The following is a 15,664-nucleotide window of genomic DNA, read 5'->3' on the forward strand; positions in this document are numbered from 1 at the left end:
CAAAAGGGCTTTAAAAACAGCTTCGTAATTGGAGAGCCCGTTTGGAAATCCCGTTTCTCATCCTCGCCCTCATCGCGGCCTTTATCTACACGCTGGTCGCGAGCATCCGTAATTCAAGCCGAATCAAGTCGCTGGAACGTGAGGTCCTCAGCCTCAAGCGGCTGATGGCTGCCGGGGTCACGTCTCCCGTGACGGCACAGGCTGAAAGCGCGGAATCCTCGAAAAAGACGGATTTCGAGGCGGAAGAGACAAATGGAGATTTGCCCGAAGCAGCGGCTTCCCAAGCTGAATATGCCTCAAAGCCGGAAGAAGCTGCCGCGATAGTGGAAGCTGGGGACGTAGCCCGTGAAGAAGCGCCGTCGGCGCTTGCCAGCGAGACCGCGTCCGCGCCGGCCACGAAAGAAAGCTTCGAAAGCCTGCTCGGCGCACGCTGGGCGGTCTGGGCCGGCGGGCTGGCGCTGGCGCTCGGCGGTATTTTCCTCGTCAAATATTCGATCGAATCGGGGCTGCTGAGCCCAGCGGTCAGGCTTTCGCTTGCCGCCATTTTCGGCCTCGTTCTCGGGCTTGCCGGCGAAGCGATCCGCCGCAAGGCGGTGCCGGGCATCGCCACCGCCTATTCCAACGCCATGATACCGGGGGTGCTGACGGCGGCCGGCGCATTGACGCTGTTCGGCGTGGTTTATGCGGCCTATGGAATTTATGACTATATCGGCTCCGGAACCGCCTTTATCCTGCTCGGGCTTGTCGCCTTTGCCACCATTGGCCTATCGCTTCTGCATGGGCAGGCGCTGGCCGGGCTCGGTCTTCTTGGCTCGATGCTGACGCCGGCGCTGATTTCCAGCGAAACGCCAAATATCTGGGCGCTGTTCGTTTTCCTGACGATCTCGTGGCTGGCGACGGCGGCGGCCGCACGCAGGCAGGGCTGGACCGTGGTTCCGTCTCTTGCCAATGCCGGCCTTGGCCTCTGGGCGCTCGGCTATATCGGCTTTTCCGAGACGATCAATGCCGAACCACCAACACTTGCATTGCTCGTCATGCTGGCCGGCACGATCTTCCTGTGGCCCGGGAAACACCTCGATACGCCGCCGGCAGAAACCGGCGAAACCGCCGCCCCGGAGCGGCGCGCCATCCGTGCGCTACGGCTTTTGTTGCGCCCGTCGCTTGCCATCAACCTCACGGTATCGATGGCCGTCATCCTGCCGGCCATCGGCTTCCTGTTCGCCAGTGGCGGCATCGACACCCACCCGGCGCTGATCGTCTCGGCGCTCATCGCAGCGCTTGCGGCCCTTGGCGCCGCCCGCCACTACGCGGTTTGGCCGGCCATCATCGCCGCGCTCGGCGCGCAGACGGCGGTCGCGCTGATGTCGCGGCAGGGCATCGATTTCATCGGCCTTATCAACGATACCGGCGTAACGCTTCCGCCCGTCGGAACAGGTTATACGGCTGAAATCGCCATGGCGCTTGGCCTCGGCGCGGTCTTCGTGCTCTGCGCCTTCTCCTTCCTGAAACGCAAGGGCGCTGACGATGCGGATTTCGCCCAGCTGTGGGCAGGTATTGCCGCGCTGTTCCCGGTCTGGCTGGCAACCGCAAGCTTCGTTGAATATGGCAATCTCGGCCGCGACTGGCTGCACGCCGCCTATGGTCTCGGCCTCGGCCTGGTGCTGATTGCCGGGGCCGAGTGGCTGCACCGGCAGGACAAAGAGGTCTATCGCAGGCCGCTCAACATTCTCGTGCTCGGCTCGTTTGCCGCCTTCGCGCTCAGCCTGCACACGCTGACGGAAGGGCTCGCGACAACCGTTCTGCTGTCCGTCATCGGCTTTGTTTATGTGCTGGCCAGCCGTTACCGCAACTGGGATGTGCTGCCCTGGGTCATGGCGGTAGCAAGCGTTGCCGTTCTCGGCCGCATAGCCTGGGAACCCACCATTGTCGGGCCACAAAATCTCGGGACCACACCAGTCTTCAACGCGCTTCTGCCGGGTTATGGCATTCCCGCACTGCTGGCCGTCGCCTCGGCCTGGCTGCTGCGCGACTGGCCGGGGGTCAGGGCGAAAAACTTCCTGCAGGCGATTGCCAGCGTCATGGGTCTTCTCGCCGTCGCCATCCTCATCCGCCACGCGATGAATGGCGGCACGCTTGATAACAGCGTGCCGACGCTCGGCGAACAGTCGATCTACACGCTGCTGACCATCGGCTTCTCGGGTGTATTGATGACGCTGGATCTCAAGAGCCCCAGCCCCGTCTTCCGTTACGGTTCGATGATTGCCGGCGTGATTGCCGTCATCAACGTGCTGACGATGCATTTCTTCACGCTCAACCCTTATTTCACCGGCGAAAATACCGGGCGCATTCCGGTCCTCAACCTGTTGCTGATCGGTTACCTGTTGCCGGCGCTCGCCTATGGCGGCCTTGCCTATTATGCGCGCGGCAAACGTCCCCCGCCCTATGTCAGCATGCTGGCGGTGGCGGGTGCGGCGCTCGGTTTTGCCTGGGCAACGCTTTCGGTCCGCCGGTTCTGGCAGGGCGAAAACATCGCCGACTGGAAGGGTTTTATGCAGGGCGAGACCTACAGCTATTCGGTGGTCTGGTTGCTGATCGGCGTGCTGCTGCTGGTGCTCGGCTCGCGCTTTAATGCCCGCAGCCTGCGTCTGGCATCGGCCGCCTTTGTGCTGATCTCGGTTGCCAAGGCATTCCTGATCGACATGAGCAACCTTGAAGGCGTGCTGAGAGCCCTGTCCTTCATCGGGCTCGGCGCAGTGCTGATCGGCATCGGCCTGTTCTACCAGAAAATCCTGACCCGGAAGCCGCAGGCATGATCGCGGCCGAGGCTTTCGCGCCCTATGCGGCGCTTGCGCAGGATCTGATACCGCACGCCGCCGATGCCGGCGACGGCTCGCATGATCTTGCCCATATTCACCGCGTCTTCCGCAACGCCATGCGCATCCATGCGGGCGAAGGCGGTGATGGCAGGGTGCTGGCGGCGAGCGTGCTTTTGCATGATTGCGTGGCGGTGGAAAAGAACTCGCCGCTTCGCGCGCAAGCCTCACGGCTGGCGGCAGAAAAGGCCTCCGGCATTCTGGCCGGGCTCGGCTGGCAGCAGAAAGATATCGACGCCGCCACACACGCCATCACCACCCACAGCTTTTCCGCCAATATCGAGCCGCAGACGCTGGAGGCAAAAATCCTTCAGGATGCCGACCGGCTGGATGCCATCGGCATGGTGGGGGCAGCCCGCTGCTTTTACATTGCCGGACGCATGGGCTCGGCGCTTTACGATCCGGCCGATCCGCTGGCGAAGGACCGGCCGCTTGACGACCGCGCCTTTGCCATCGATCATTTCGAAACCAAGCTTTTCAAACTGGCGGACGGCTTTCGCACCGGGACGGGGCGGCAAATGGCCAAGGCCCGCCATGAGCGACTGCAACAAGTACTCGACCTGTTTCTCGACGAGATTTGAGGATATCCAAGATGCGTGTGACCGAACTCAACATCTATCCGCTGAAAAGCGCGCGCGGCATTCCCCTCTCCGAGAGCGCTGTTTCGGCCGAGGGCCTGCCCGGCGACCGTCGCGCCATGTTGATCGACCCTTCCGGCCATTTCATCACCCAGCGCGAATTGCCTGCTCTCGCCACGGTTCTGGCGCGGCATGAGGATGGCGGCATGGCCCTTGCGCGGGAAAAGGACGACGAGATCGTCGCAAGACCGTCCGGAGAGCGCATGGATGTGGCGGTGTGGAAATCGATCGTCAGCGCCAATATTGCCGATGACGAGACCAACGATACGCTCTCGGCATGGCTCGGTCGCGAGGTGAAGCTGGCATTCTTCGATGATGCCTCGAAACGCATTGCGAGCCTCGAATGGACCGGCAACGAAACGCCCGTCACCTTTGCGGATGGCTACCAGATCCTCGTCACCACCACCGCCTCGCTTGCCGCGCTGAACGACAATATGCGCACCAATGGCGAGGACGCGGTCGGCATGGAGCGGTTCCGGCCGAATATCGTGCTGGATACGGACGAGCCATGGGCGGAAGACCACTGGGCGGCCATCGAGATCGGCGGCATCCGTTTTGATCTGGTCAAGCCCTGTGCTCGCTGCATCATGACCACGCAGGACCAGATAACCGGCTCCCGCGATGTGCCCTCGCCCATGAAAGCCATGGGCCGCATCCGCATGTCGGGGGATCGGCGCGTGCCCGGCCCGCTGTTCGGCTGGAACGTGACGCCGCGCAGTCAGGGCAGACTGTCGGTCGGCGATGTGGCCAAGGTGGTCGAGGAACGGTCGGAAGGCTGGGCAATCAAGAGGCGGTAGGCCACGGGCGGTGCAACGTCCGCAATGCCATCACGGCTTGCGGGCGCCAACGATAAGAAAGATCGGACGGCGATCTTCGTGCTTCATCTCCGGTCGCTCCGCGAGCAAGGCGGGATCGGGCCTCGGTTCGGCCAGACGCGTCAGGGCAAAGCCGGCAGAAAGCAGGCTGTTGAGAATGCCTGACACCGTGCGGTGATATTTGACGACATCATCCGCCATCCAGTTGGAATGGCGCACGCCTTCGTTCTGGTAATTGTCGAGCGGCCAGTGGAGGATTTCGCCCTCCTCGTCGTAGAACCAGTCCTGTTTTTCCAACGCGGTGAAAACGGGATGTTCGATGGAAAAGATGAACTCACCGCCGGATTTCAGCACGGCGGAAACTCTCGCGAATGCCAGGTCGAGATCGCGGACATAATGCAGGGCGAGAGAGCTCAGCACCACATCGAAACTTTCCGGCGGAAAATCGATGTCCTCGATTGCCGCCCGACGATATTCGATACCGGGGCCGCCATTTATTTCGGCGGCACGGCGCAGCATGTTTTCCGAAAGATCAACGCCGACGACACGGGCCGCCCCCTGCTCTGCCGCATAACGGCAATGCCAGCCGAAACCGCAGCCGAGATCGAGAAGGCTGCGGCCCTGCAACGGCGGAAGCATGGCGCGCAGCTCGTGCCATTCGCCGGCCTGCCGCAGCCCTTCCACGGAGCGCGGCATGGCGCTGTAGCACTCGAAGAACCCGGGGTCGTCGTAAATATTCTGCTTCATCGTCATCTCTCCGGAATTCCGGCAATAATGTGCGGGCATCCCATCAATCCCATGAATAATGGGGGTCAAGAAAAGTCGCTAGTGGGGACGGCTGACAAAAGCTAATATTCATCCCGATCAGAGGGAATCTGCAGAAGATTTGTGCCATCTCCAAGGCGCATGCTGCAGCAGGAGAATTTCATGTCGCAAGCCACACGCCAGACCATGCCCTGGCTGATTATCGCCGCCGGGTCGCTGATTGCCGTCATGACCTTCGGTCCGCGTTCGGCCATGGGCTTTTTTCAGCTGCCGATGCTGGCCGACACCGGTTGGGATCGTTCCACCTTCGGCCTCGCCATGGCCCTGCAGAACCTGTTTTGGGGCCTCGGCCAGCCCTTCTTCGGCGCAATCGCCGATAAATACGGCACGGGCCGCGTGCTCGTTCTGTCAGGCTTTCTTTATGCCGCCGGCCTCATCTGCATGTCCTTCGGCACCTCTCCCTTCTGGCTGCATTTCGGCGGCGGCGTGCTTGTCGGGCTTGGCATTGCCGCCGGCTCCTTCAGCGTCATCCTGTCGGCCTTTGCACGCCATGTGACACCGCAGCAGCGCTCGCTTGCCTTCGGCATCGGCACGGCGGCAGGCTCTGCCGGCATGTTCCTCTTCGCACCGATCAGCCAGGGGCTGATTTCCGCCTATGGCTGGTCGGACAGCCTCGTCTGGCTTGCCGTGATGATGATGCTGGTGCCGCTGCTCGCCTTCCCGATGCGTGGCAACTCCTCTTCCGGCAGCCAGTCACAGACGCAGTTCCAGCAGACGGCGGGCGAAGCGTTGCGGGAAGCACTTGGCCACAAGAGCTATCTCCTGTTGACGACAGGCTTTTTCGTCTGCGGTTTCCAGGTGGCCTTCATCACCGCGCATTTCCCGGCCTATCTCGGCGATATCGGCATCGAGCCGCGCTACGCCGTCATTGCCATGGCGCTGATAGGCTTCTTCAATATCATCGGGTCGCTCGCCGCCGGCGTCATCGCCCAGCGTTATTCGAAACCCTATATGCTGGCCTATATCTATATCGCCCGCTCGGTTGTCGTGACGGCCTTCCTGCTCCTGCCGCAATCACCGCTTTCGGTCATCCTCTTCGCAGCCGTCATGGGCATTCTCTGGCTTTCCACCGTGCCGCCCACCAATGCGCTGGTGGCGATCATGTTCGGCACACGCCATCTCGGCATGCTCGGCGGCGTCGTGTTCCTGTCGCACCAGATCGGCTCGTTCCTCGGCGTCTGGCTCGGCGGCTTCCTTTACGACCGGCTGGGCTCCTATGACCTCGTCTGGTGGCTTGGCGTCGGCATGGGGATTTTTGCGGCCATCGTGCACTGGCCCATTCAGGAGCGGCCCGCACCGCGCCCGGCCATGGCCTGAGACTACACGGCCTTATCAAGCGCGGGCGGTGACGCCCTGCGCTGCAGCGCCTTCAGCGCCGCCTGCACGAAACCGTCGCGGGCGGCGTTTTCATTCAGGCCACGCGGATCATAGACATGCCGGTTAAGAAAATGGGCCGTCAGGCGGAAGGCCGCCGCGAGGCTTTCGGGATCGGCGGCCGTTGACTGGCCTTCGCTCAAGAAAGCGGGCAGTGACAGCATCCGGGCGGCATAGGGCGCGCCTGCCGTGCGGCAGACCGCCCTGCCGGTTTTCGGCGACACGTAGATGAGATCGGAGCGCAGCCCGGTTGCCGCGCATTCGGTGAGATCAAGCCCGAAACCGAGATCGTTCAGCACGGCGAGTTCGAAACGCACGAACAATTCCCCGGCATCGGCCGGATCGTGGAGATTGTCGAGGATGATATCGAGCGCCTGATAGAGATGCGGGTGCGGATCACGTTCCGGCAGAAGCCTGAGAAGCGCGCCCATGGCCTGCACGCCGTAAACGGCGGTCGCCGTTTCCATCAGCTGTGCGGCGCGCAATTGCAGCGGCTCGATGCGGTATTCGCCAAGATGGTCGTCAAGTCGCGCCCGCCAGATGACATCCACCCGGTTTCCCGCCTGCAGCACCGGCTGCATGCTGCGAGAGCGACCGGAGCGGACCATGCCCAGATGGCGGCCGCGCGTACGGGTCATCACCTCGGCGATGACGCTCGTCTCACCATGGCGTTTTACCCCGAGAATGATTGCCTCATCCTGCCACTGCATGAAACCTGTCCGAATTTCGATTCAAGCCGGATCATAACCGATCCGGCGGCGAAACGTTATTCTTTTACGGCGTCATTCGAAACGCCGAGAAGGTCGAGAACGAAATCCATGATTTCATTTTCTCCGAAGGGCTTGCCGAGCAGAGGCGCATGCGAAAGATCGTCTGGAAACCCTGTCGTATCGCCGTAACCGCTGACGAAACCGAAGGGAATACCGGCCTCGCGCAGCTGGCGCGCAAAATCATAACTCATGCCGTCGGAAAGGCTGACATCGAGAAGCACGCAATCGGCACCGTCCTGCTCGACGGCCTGCCTTGCCTGCGCAAGCGTCGTTGCGATGACGATGGTTTCGACACCCATGGACTGGAGGACCGCTTCGACGTCAAGCGCCACCAGATATTCATCCTCAACGATGATAACCCGTTGTGGCACCATATGTTTTCTTCTTTCAACAGGAGGGGCAGCCAACTGGCTGCGCGCCGCTCCCTTCAACGTGATGTTCCAGCGCCATGGCTTAGCAGTCGCAAATTGCGACCCCACCGTCATTTAAAAAAGACATGTCAAAAGAAGATCAGATGAAGGGTCTTTGCCGCTTTTCGTCGCTTTCCCAGCCGGCCACATGGCTCAATCCGGCGTTGTCGAGCACCAGACAGCCCTTGTCCGTCCAGCGGATGAGGCCGCGATCAACAAGCTTTCTCAAGGTCTTGTTGGTGTGGACGATGGAAAGGCCGAGCGTATCGGCCACATGCTGCTGGGTGACGGGAATAGGCGTTTCGCCGCGGATGAGATCGACCGCCTTCGCCTTGCTGTAAAGAAAGGCGATGAGATAGGCGGCGCGCTCCAGCGCAGTGCGTCGGCCGATGCTGAGCAGATGACTGTCGAGCATGCGTTCCTCGCTCGCAGCAATCCAGGTCAGGTCATAAGCAAGGGTCGGGTGATCGGTGAAGAGGTTGTTGAGGCGCGATCGTTCGAAAACGCACAGCGTTACCGGTGACAGCGCTTCGACCGAATGCTGCATTTCCCCCATAACCGTGCCCTGCAAGCCAACAAGATCGCCCGGCATGACATAGTTGAGGATTTGCCGCCGGCCATCTTCCAGCGTCTTGTAGCGAAAGGCCCAGCCATGCAGCACGGTATAAAGATGGGCGCTGTGCGACCCTTCCATCAAAATGACAGAGCCGCTTTCCACCGCCAGCTCCCCCGTCTTGAAACGGGAGACGAAATCGAGTTCGGAAGGGGCGAAATCCCTGAAATGCGGCAGGTCCCGCAGGGGACATTGCTGGCACGGCGTTGTGGAAATCCCGTTCGGTTTTTTTGGCGACATGAATATCCGTCATCGAAAAAAGGTTGCGCCCAATTGTTTTGGAACAACCCGCCCGAACGCATTCGGTTCCCGATGGTGGCTGAAGATATTCAGTTCGTTCAAGGATTGCGTCGCGCCCCCCCCTTGAACACACAAAAGCGAAGGGCTTGGGCAACCTCGACGTTCTCGTCGGTTCGCGACATTTCCCGCCCGTCATTCCGGCCTTGAGCCGGAATCCAGTCGACGCGCGTCGGCGCGGCGGGACGACTCTTTTCAGCCCAAGGACTTGGGCTGGCTGGATTCCGGCTCAAGGCCGGAATGACGGAAGCGGGTGTGTTTTCGCATCGCGCATATCGCGCCTGCGCGTTACCCCCGCGGAAATTCCAGTCCCATTTCACGGAAGCGCTCGGGGTCATCGCCCCAGTTCTCGCGCACCTTGACGAACAGGAAGAGATGGACCGGCTGCTCGAGGATTTCCGAAAGCTCCTTGCGCGAGGCGGTGGAGATCGCCTTGATCGCATCGCCGTTCTTGCCGAGCGCGATCTTCTTCTGGCTGTCGCGCTCGACATAGATCACCTGCTCGATGCGTACGGAGCCGTCCTTGCGCTCTTCCCACTTTTCCGTCTCGACATGCGAGGCGTAGGGCAGTTCCTGGTGCAGGCGCAGGAACAGCTTCTCGCGGGTGATTTCGGCGGCGAGCTGGCGCATCGGCAAATCGGAAATCTGGTCTTCCGGATAATACCACGGACCTTCCGGCAGCGCCTCCACCAGATAATCCATCAGGTCTTCGCAGCCCGAACCATTGGTGGCCGAAATCATGAATGTGCGATCGAAAGCCACCGTCTCATTGGCGGCGGCGGCAAGCTTCAGCAGGTCTTCGCGCTTCACCTGATCGATCTTGTTGAGGCAGAGGATCTTCTTCTGCGGAACGTCCTTCAGCCCTTCAAGAATGGCCTCGGCATCGCCTTTCAGGCCGCGCTCGCTGTCGATCAGCAGCAGAATGAGATCGGCATCCTTTGCCCCACCCCAGGCGGAGGTGACCATGGCGCGGTCAAGCCGGCGGCGCGGCTTGAAGATGCCGGGGGTGTCCATGAAAACGATCTGCGCATTCTTGTGAATGGCGATGCCGCGCATCACGGCGCGCGTCGTCTGCACCTTGTGGCTGACGATCGAAACCTTGGCGCCAACCAGCCTGTTCACCAGCGTCGACTTGCCGGCATTGGTCGGGCCGATAAGGGCCACAAAGCCGGAACGGGTCGGAAGGTTGTTGTCTTCGCCTTCAATGGCGGGGTTTTCGTGATCGGTCATGTTATCCATCAAGGTCAGAGGTATTCAACATGCGGCCCGCGGGTCCGCCATGCGCTCGATTTTGGCACCCTATGGGTGGGTGCTCAGTTTTTGGTGGGGCTTTTCTGCCAGACGCCTTCGCGCTCCAGCAATCTGGTGGCCGCCACCTGTTCGGCCGCGCGCTTGGAGCGCTCGACGCCGGTTTCCGGCTTCACGCCGGGAATTTCCACCGTCACGGTGAAGCTTGGATCGTGATCCGGTCCGGAGCGATCGTCAACCCGATAAGCGGGCGTCGTCGCAAATCTGGCATGCGCCCATTCCTGCAACTCGGTCTTGGCGTCGCGCCGCCCCGCATCGACGCGTGTCGCCCGGCTTTGCCAATATTTCAGAACGAACCGGCGGGATGCCTCCAGCCCGCCATCCAGATAGATGGTGGCGATCAGGCTTTCGACCACATCGGCGCGCACGTTCAGCATCGCCTTGCCGGTCAGTTTCTTCACGTCCGACCCGGTGCGGATGAAATTGTGCAGGCCCATCTCGTCACCGATCGCGGCGCAGGATTCGGCACTGACGAGCTGGTTCAGGCGAACGGACAATTCACCCTCGGTGGCATTGCGGAAGGTCGAAAACAGCAGCTCCGCCACGCAGAGGCCGAGAACACGATCCCCTAAAAATTCCAGCCGTTCGTAATTGCCGGCGGCGGCGGAGCGCGCGCTGGCATGGGTCAAGGCCCGGTCCAGCCGGGCCTTGTCCTTGAATTCATATCCGATCAACGCTTCCAGACGCGAAATCTCGTCCGCCGAAAGCGGCTTGGTCTTGCTCATTCCACAACCTTGAAGAGGCGATCCCAACGCATGTTGGCCGGCCATTCCCAAATGCGGCTGAACGGCGTGTCATTGCCCAGCGAGAAGAAGATGACGCTGGCGCGGCCGATCAGGTTTTCTTCCGGCACGAAGCCGACATCGAAGCGGCTGTCGAGCGAATTGTCTCTGTTGTCGCCCATCATGAAATAATGGCCTTCCGGCACCAGGAATTCCCGGGTGTTGTCGCCACGCGAATCGGGCGACTGGTCAAGCGTGTCATAGGTGACGCCGTTATCCAGCGTTTCGCGGAAGACAGGGACATTGGCGCCCGGATCGGCGCGGTAATCCGAGGTGAAGGTGCCGTCTGGCTGCTTCGGCACCGGCTGGCCGTTGATGAACAGCACGCCGTTCGTCACCTGAACGCGATCACCCGGCAGGCCGACGAGACGCTTGATGTAATCCACTTCCGGATTTGGCGGCAGGCGGAACACCACGACATCGCCACGCTTGGGCTTGCTGAATTCCAGAATACGACCAGAAAACAGGTTCGGCGAGAAGGGCAGCGAATATTTCGAATAGCCGTAGGAGAACTTGTTGACGAAAAGATAGTCACCAACCAGAAGCGTCGGCATCATCGAGCCCGATGGGATCGTGAAGGGCTGAAACAGAACGGTGCGGATGACCATGGCCAGCAGCAGCGCCTGAATGATGACCTTGACGTTCTCCCAGAGGGCGTTCTGCTTCTTCTCAGCTTTTTCGGACACTTAAAGACCTGCCTGATTGTTTCCCGGCTTCTTCGGTTTGACGAAGGCATCGGGGCCGTTGTTTTGTCGTGCCTGCGCCGCATGAAGAAGTCTTCACACAGCCGGCAACGCTTTCATATTTCTGCGACTTCTCTAGAACCTTTCCAGCCCGAAGGGAAGCGCTTCTATGACACGGGTGCAAATAGGCCGCCAATGCGGCCGCACCGGGTCTCAGCCATTCACGGGAAGCGCCTCGATAATCACAAATGCCTGAGCATAAGGGAAATCATCCGTGATCGTCAGGTGGATATTGGCGCGGTGGCCGGCCGGCAGCATGGCCGCCAGTCTTTCCCCTGCCCCATTGGTCAGAAGCATGGTCGGCTTGCCGCCCGGCAGATTGACGACACCCATGTCCTTCCAGAAGACGCCATTCGCAAGCCCGGTTCCAAGCGCCTTGGAACAGGCCTCCTTGGCGGCGAAACGCTTGGCATAGGAAGCGGCGCGGTTCTTGCGGCCGTCAGATTTGGCGCGCTCTATATCGGTGAAACAGCGACGCGTGAAACGTTCGCCGAAACGCTCGATCGATTTTTCAACACGGCGAATGTCGATCAGGTCGCTGCCCAATCCAATGATCATTTCAACATCTCCAGAGAAGCATTCCTGTTTGCGGCACGGTGGGCAAGATTTTCCATCTTGCGCCGCTGGAAGCCGCTGATCAGGCTATAAACCGCGAAATAGACGATGACCGCGCTGATTGCGGCTGGAAGCAGCGCGCCAACCGTCATGGGCTCCAGCACCGGCGTCCATATCTGCCGGAATTCGAGATGACTGAACAGCGCCACGAAATCCACATGTTCGGCACTTTCCATCTTCTGCCGGCCGAGGATGAAGTGGCCGATCTCCCAGGTGGATGCCCAGATGAAGGGAAATGTCAGCGGGTTGGCGAATGTGGTGCCAAGCGCGGCCGCAACCAGATTGACGCGCGTGAGGAAACCGAGTGCCATGGCTATGAGGATATGAACGCCGAGAAACGGCGTCCACGCCACGCCGACACCGAGGGCAACACCGGCAGCAACCGAATGTGGAGAGGCGGAAAGCCTGAGCAGACGCAGCTTCATATAGCGCAGCGAACGGGAAAAACCCGTGCGCGGCCAGAAGAGGTCACGAATCTTTTCTGAAAAACCAACGGGTTCACGGCGGCGAAACGGCATGGAGACAGTCTATTTCATCGCCCGGGCGCAGCCAAGAGCATCATAGACGACGCAGGGATTTCTTTTGCAGGTGTATTCTCCGCTTCCGTCATTCCGGCCTTGAGCGGGAACCCAGCCGACATGCGTCTGCACGGCGAGAAGACTCTTTCCCGCCCAAGGACTTGGCTGGCTGGATGCCGGATCAAGTCCGGCATGACGGACGCGGGATGTCACGAATACAGTGAATATCGAGCATTCGATATCAGTCCCAATTTAGTGTCGTCTATTGCGACAGGGGACTGAACCGGGATTTTTTGCGGCGTATTGGTCAACCAGTTTGGGACAACCGCTTGAAGCGCGCATTCACATAGTTTTGCAAGATACAGGGGCGAGCGTGCCAACAACAGCCGCACACCCTCCAAGTCTCATACGCATGGCGAAGGGCTGCCATGCGCTGAGCGCATTACCGGCGGAACATGCCGCGGTCGATTTCGCGCTGGCGGAACTCGAGGTCGACATTCGATACCGAGCCGCTGAGATATTCGAATTCGCGTTCCTGCGTGGTCTTGCCACGAACGGCGCGGGCGATCTTGCGAAGCGGAGTAAACATGATTTTAGGTCCTTTCGGTTTGGGAGTGGCGTTTCTCATCGGTGTAAATCCCACCGGCACGCCGCGTTTCCCGTCTTCAATTTCTGAAAGGAAGATAGTCTCAAACCCTGTCTGCGACCAGAGACAGGAAAAGGCCGCTGCCATGCAATGAGTGCATAACAGCGGCCTTTTGAGTTACGATGGCGACTAAAAATGCCTCAATCGAAGGCACGTGCCACTGTTGATACGCAGTCGAGATCTTTCAACTGCGACAGAAGCTGGTTCAGCTGCCGCAGATCCCAGACTTCGACATCCAGCGCCAGCTCGGAGAAGTCCGTACCGATGCGGACCATGTTCAGCCCGCGAATATTGACATCCAGCGTCGCGATCGATTGTGCCACCGAGGCGAGCGTGCCCGGCTCATTCAGCGCATTGATCATCACCCGCGCCATGAAGCGCGACTTGTTGGCCTCATCGAGATCCCAGCGGACGTCGATCCAGCGCTCCGGTTCATCGTCGAAGCGTTGCAGCGCCGGCGCCTGAATGGGATAGATGGTGATGCCCTTGCCTTTTTCCATGATACCGACGATGCGGTCTCCCGGAACGGCGCCGGCGGCACCGAAATGCACGTCGACATTGCCGGAAAGGCCGCGGATCGGCAGCGGGTCGGGTCCATCCAGCATCTCGGCCGCGCCATCGTCCTCAAGTACCGAACGCGACTTGCCCGGGATCTTGAAGACCATGCCGGAAGCGCTGCGCATGTTGAACCAGCCATCATCGCCGGTCATCTTCACCGTGACGCGCTCATCCTGATAATCCGGATAGACCGCCCGCAGCACATCCAGCGAGGAAACCTCACCGCGACCGACGGCGGCGATGGCGTCTTCGACATCCTTCTGCGCCAGGCGATGCAGCACGGGCTTCAGGGCTTCCCGCGAGAAGGCCTTGCCGGCGCGCTCGAAGGTGCGCTCGAGAATACGGTAACCGAGGCCGGAATATTGCTTGCGGATGGCCATGCGGGTGGCGCGACGGATGGCCGAGCGGGCCTTGCCGGTCACCACCACCTCTTCCCAAGCGGCCGGCGGCACCTGCACGCCGGAGCGGATGATCTCCACCTCGTCGCCATTGTTGAGCCGGGTGACGAGCGGCATGATCCGCCCGTTGATCTTGGCGCCAACCGTGGTGTCACCGATATTGGTATGAACGGCATAAGCGAAATCGATGGGCGTCGCGCCGCGCGGCAGCGCAATCAGCTTGCCCTTCGGCGTGAAGCAGAACACCTGGTCCTGGAAGAGTTCGAGCTTGGTATGCTCGAGGAACTCTTCCGGGCTGTCGCCTTCGGCCAGCGATTCGATGGTGTGGCGCAGCCAGGAATAGGCGTTCGATTCCGGCGATAGCAGATCGCCCTCCCCGTTTTCACCATCCTTGTAAAGCGCGTGGGCGGCGATGCCGAATTCGGCGATCTCATGCATGCGCTTGGTGCGGATCTGCAGCTCGATACGCTGGCGCGACGGGCCAACGATGGTGGTGTGGATGGAACGATAGTCGTTCTGCTTGGGTGTCGAGATATAATCCTTGAAGCGGCCCGGCACGACGCGCCAGCGGGTATGTACGACACCCAGCGCCCGGTAGCAGGACGGAATATCATCCACCAGAATGCGGAAACCGTAGACATCGGAAAGCTGCTCGAAGGAAAGCGACTTCGACTGCATCTTGCGGAACACCGAATAGGGTTTCTTCTGCCGCCCTTTGACATTGGCGCCGACCAGACCATTCGCCACGAGAAGCTCGCGCAGCTCGTCCTCGATCTTTTTGATCAGCCCTTCATTGCGCGTTTCCAGTTCCTGCAGGCGGTTCGTCACCGTGCCATAGGCTTCCGGGTTGAGATACCGGAAGGACAGGTCCTCCAGCTCGTCGCGCATATCCTGCATGCCCATGCGGCCGGCGAGCGGCGCATAGATTTCCATCGTCTCCTCGGAAATGCGGCTGCGCTTGTCGGCCGGCATATATTCCATGGTGCGCATATTGTGCAGGCGGTCGGCGAGCTTGACCAGGAGAACACGCACGTCATCGGAAATGGCAAGCAGCAGCTTGCGCAGATTTTCGGCCTGCTTGGCCTTGCGGGTGACGAGATCGAGTTTCTTGAGCTTGGTCAGCCCTTCCACCAGCCGGCCGATATCTTCACCGAAGAGTTCATCGATTTCAGCGCGGGTGGCGGTGGTGTCCTCGATCGTATCGTGCAGCAACGCCACCGCGATGGTCGATTCGTCGAGATGCATTTCGGTGAGGATGGCGGCAACTTCCAGCGGATGCGAGATATAGGGGTCGCCATTGGCCCGCTTCTGCTGGCCATGTTTCTGCATGGCATAAACATAGGCCTTGTTCAGCAGGGCCTCATTCGCATCCGGTTTATATTTTTGAACCCGCTCGACGAGTTCGTATTGCCGCATCATGCGATATTCCACAAAAAGAAAGCGCGCCAACCTAGGGGTCGGCGCACAATGCTGCATCAATA

15 protein-coding genes are annotated in these 15,664 nt (G+C 60.4%); 4 read left to right on the forward strand and 11 right to left on the reverse strand.

Annotation, left to right across the window (positions count from 1 at the left end):
- The first annotated feature begins 41 nt into the window (after positions 1–41).
- From M0412_RS07510 to M0412_RS07520, 3 genes are read left to right on the forward strand one after another with little or no spacing between them, the layout of a single operon-like run.
- Positions 42–2,813 carry a DUF2339 domain-containing protein gene (locus M0412_RS07510; protein ID WP_269698386.1) on the forward strand — a complete coding sequence of 924 codons (2,772 nt, stop codon included), beginning with the start codon at positions 42–44 and terminating at the stop codon, positions 2,811–2,813.
- Complete coding sequence (locus M0412_RS07515) at positions 2,810–3,454, forward strand: HD domain-containing protein (protein WP_269698387.1); 645 nt, start codon at positions 2,810–2,812, stop codon at positions 3,452–3,454. The genes M0412_RS07510 and M0412_RS07515 overlap by 4 nt, the downstream gene beginning before the upstream one ends.
- An 11-nt stretch (positions 3,455–3,465) precedes the next feature.
- Positions 3,466–4,308, forward strand: a complete 843-nt coding sequence (locus M0412_RS07520; protein WP_269698388.1) for an MOSC domain-containing protein — start codon at positions 3,466–3,468, stop codon at positions 4,306–4,308.
- A 30-nt stretch (positions 4,309–4,338) separates the two neighbouring features.
- Here M0412_RS07520 and M0412_RS07525 read toward each other — a convergent pair whose 3' ends face one another.
- Positions 4,339–5,073 carry a bifunctional 2-polyprenyl-6-hydroxyphenol methylase/3-demethylubiquinol 3-O-methyltransferase UbiG gene (locus M0412_RS07525; RefSeq protein ID WP_269698390.1) on the reverse strand — a complete coding sequence of 245 codons (735 nt, stop codon included), beginning with the start codon at positions 5,071–5,073 and terminating at the stop codon, positions 4,339–4,341.
- A gap of 180 nt (positions 5,074–5,253) precedes the next feature.
- Here M0412_RS07525 and M0412_RS07530 point away from each other — a divergent pair, with 180 nt between their 5' ends.
- Positions 5,254–6,468, forward strand: coding sequence for an MFS transporter (locus M0412_RS07530; protein ID WP_269698392.1), 1,215 nt, complete (start codon positions 5,254–5,256; stop codon positions 6,466–6,468).
- Positions 6,469–6,470: 2 nt separating this feature from the next.
- Here the strand turns inward: M0412_RS07530 and recO are convergent, their stop codons facing one another.
- The 10 genes from recO to M0412_RS07580 form a co-directional block, all read right to left on the reverse strand.
- Complete coding sequence (recO, locus tag M0412_RS07535) at positions 6,471–7,235, reverse strand: DNA repair protein RecO (protein WP_142839451.1); 765 nt, start codon at positions 7,233–7,235, stop codon at positions 6,471–6,473.
- A 56-nt stretch (positions 7,236–7,291) separates the two neighbouring features.
- The gene (locus M0412_RS07540) at positions 7,292–7,669 is read right to left on the reverse strand and encodes a response regulator (protein WP_269698393.1); all 378 of its coding nucleotides are present in this window, start codon (positions 7,667–7,669) and stop codon (positions 7,292–7,294) included.
- 136 nt (positions 7,670–7,805) lie between these two features.
- Positions 7,806–8,558 (reverse strand): Crp/Fnr family transcriptional regulator, encoded by a 753-nt coding sequence (locus M0412_RS07545; RefSeq protein ID WP_269698394.1) that lies wholly within the window; start codon positions 8,556–8,558, stop codon positions 7,806–7,808.
- A gap of 345 nt (positions 8,559–8,903) precedes the next feature.
- Positions 8,904–9,854, reverse strand: a complete 951-nt coding sequence (gene era / locus M0412_RS07550; protein WP_035218044.1) for a GTPase Era — start codon at positions 9,852–9,854, stop codon at positions 8,904–8,906.
- A gap of 74 nt (positions 9,855–9,928) precedes the next feature.
- Positions 9,929–10,648: a ribonuclease III gene (rnc, locus tag M0412_RS07555; RefSeq protein WP_142839449.1), complete on the reverse strand. Its 720-nt coding sequence runs from the start codon at positions 10,646–10,648 to the stop codon at positions 9,929–9,931.
- Positions 10,645–11,391 (reverse strand): signal peptidase I, encoded by a 747-nt coding sequence (lepB, locus tag M0412_RS07560; protein WP_046798756.1) that lies wholly within the window; start codon positions 11,389–11,391, stop codon positions 10,645–10,647. The genes rnc and lepB overlap by 4 nt, the downstream gene beginning before the upstream one ends.
- Positions 11,392–11,601: 210 nt before the next feature.
- Positions 11,602–12,006 carry a holo-ACP synthase gene (gene acpS, locus M0412_RS07565; protein WP_269698395.1) on the reverse strand — a complete coding sequence of 135 codons (405 nt, stop codon included), beginning with the start codon at positions 12,004–12,006 and terminating at the stop codon, positions 11,602–11,604.
- Complete coding sequence (locus tag M0412_RS07570) at positions 12,003–12,581, reverse strand: DUF2062 domain-containing protein (protein WP_269698396.1); 579 nt, start codon at positions 12,579–12,581, stop codon at positions 12,003–12,005. The genes acpS and M0412_RS07570 overlap by 4 nt, the downstream gene beginning before the upstream one ends.
- 442 nt (positions 12,582–13,023) lie before the next feature.
- Positions 13,024–13,170 carry a hypothetical protein gene (locus M0412_RS07575; protein WP_052679647.1) on the reverse strand — a complete coding sequence of 49 codons (147 nt, stop codon included), beginning with the start codon at positions 13,168–13,170 and terminating at the stop codon, positions 13,024–13,026.
- 197 nt (positions 13,171–13,367) lie between these two features.
- Positions 13,368–15,602, reverse strand: coding sequence for a bifunctional (p)ppGpp synthetase/guanosine-3',5'-bis(diphosphate) 3'-pyrophosphohydrolase (locus tag M0412_RS07580; RefSeq protein WP_142839446.1), 2,235 nt, complete (start codon positions 15,600–15,602; stop codon positions 13,368–13,370).
- Positions 15,603–15,664 lie beyond the last annotated feature (62 nt).

The organism is Agrobacterium sp. O3.4, assembly GCF_041414895.1.
In the GTDB taxonomy this organism is placed as follows: domain Bacteria; phylum Pseudomonadota; class Alphaproteobacteria; order Rhizobiales; family Rhizobiaceae; genus Agrobacterium; species Agrobacterium cucumeris.

What these genes read in the sequence shown, in the direction of transcription:
- M0412_RS07540 (WP_269698393.1), bottom strand. Translation starts at nt 7,669, where the DNA reads ATGGTGCCACAACGGGTTATCATCGTTGAGGATGAATATCTGGTGGCG.
- recO (WP_142839451.1), bottom strand. Translation starts at nt 7,235, where the DNA reads ATGCAGTGGCAGGATGAGGCAATCATTCTCGGGGTAAAACGCCATGGT.
- rnc (WP_142839449.1), bottom strand. Translation starts at nt 10,648, where the DNA reads ATGAGCAAGACCAAGCCGCTTTCGGCGGACGAGATTTCGCGTCTGGAA.
- M0412_RS07580 (WP_142839446.1), bottom strand. Translation starts at nt 15,602, where the DNA reads ATGATGCGGCAATACGAACTCGTCGAGCGGGTTCAAAAATATAAACCG.
- M0412_RS07515 (WP_269698387.1), top strand. Translation starts at nt 2,810, where the DNA reads ATGATCGCGGCCGAGGCTTTCGCGCCCTATGCGGCGCTTGCGCAGGAT.
- M0412_RS07525 (WP_269698390.1), bottom strand. Translation starts at nt 5,073, where the DNA reads ATGAAGCAGAATATTTACGACGACCCCGGGTTCTTCGAGTGCTACAGC.
- M0412_RS07520 (WP_269698388.1), top strand. Translation starts at nt 3,466, where the DNA reads ATGCGTGTGACCGAACTCAACATCTATCCGCTGAAAAGCGCGCGCGGC.
- M0412_RS07575 (WP_052679647.1), bottom strand. Translation starts at nt 13,170, where the DNA reads ATGTTTACTCCGCTTCGCAAGATCGCCCGCGCCGTTCGTGGCAAGACC.
- M0412_RS07530 (WP_269698392.1), top strand. Translation starts at nt 5,254, where the DNA reads ATGTCGCAAGCCACACGCCAGACCATGCCCTGGCTGATTATCGCCGCC.
- M0412_RS07545 (WP_269698394.1), bottom strand. Translation starts at nt 8,558, where the DNA reads ATGTCGCCAAAAAAACCGAACGGGATTTCCACAACGCCGTGCCAGCAA.
- acpS (WP_269698395.1), bottom strand. Translation starts at nt 12,006, where the DNA reads ATGATCATTGGATTGGGCAGCGACCTGATCGACATTCGCCGTGTTGAA.
- era (WP_035218044.1), bottom strand. Translation starts at nt 9,854, where the DNA reads ATGGATAACATGACCGATCACGAAAACCCCGCCATTGAAGGCGAAGAC.
- M0412_RS07570 (WP_269698396.1), bottom strand. Translation starts at nt 12,581, where the DNA reads ATGCCGTTTCGCCGCCGTGAACCCGTTGGTTTTTCAGAAAAGATTCGT.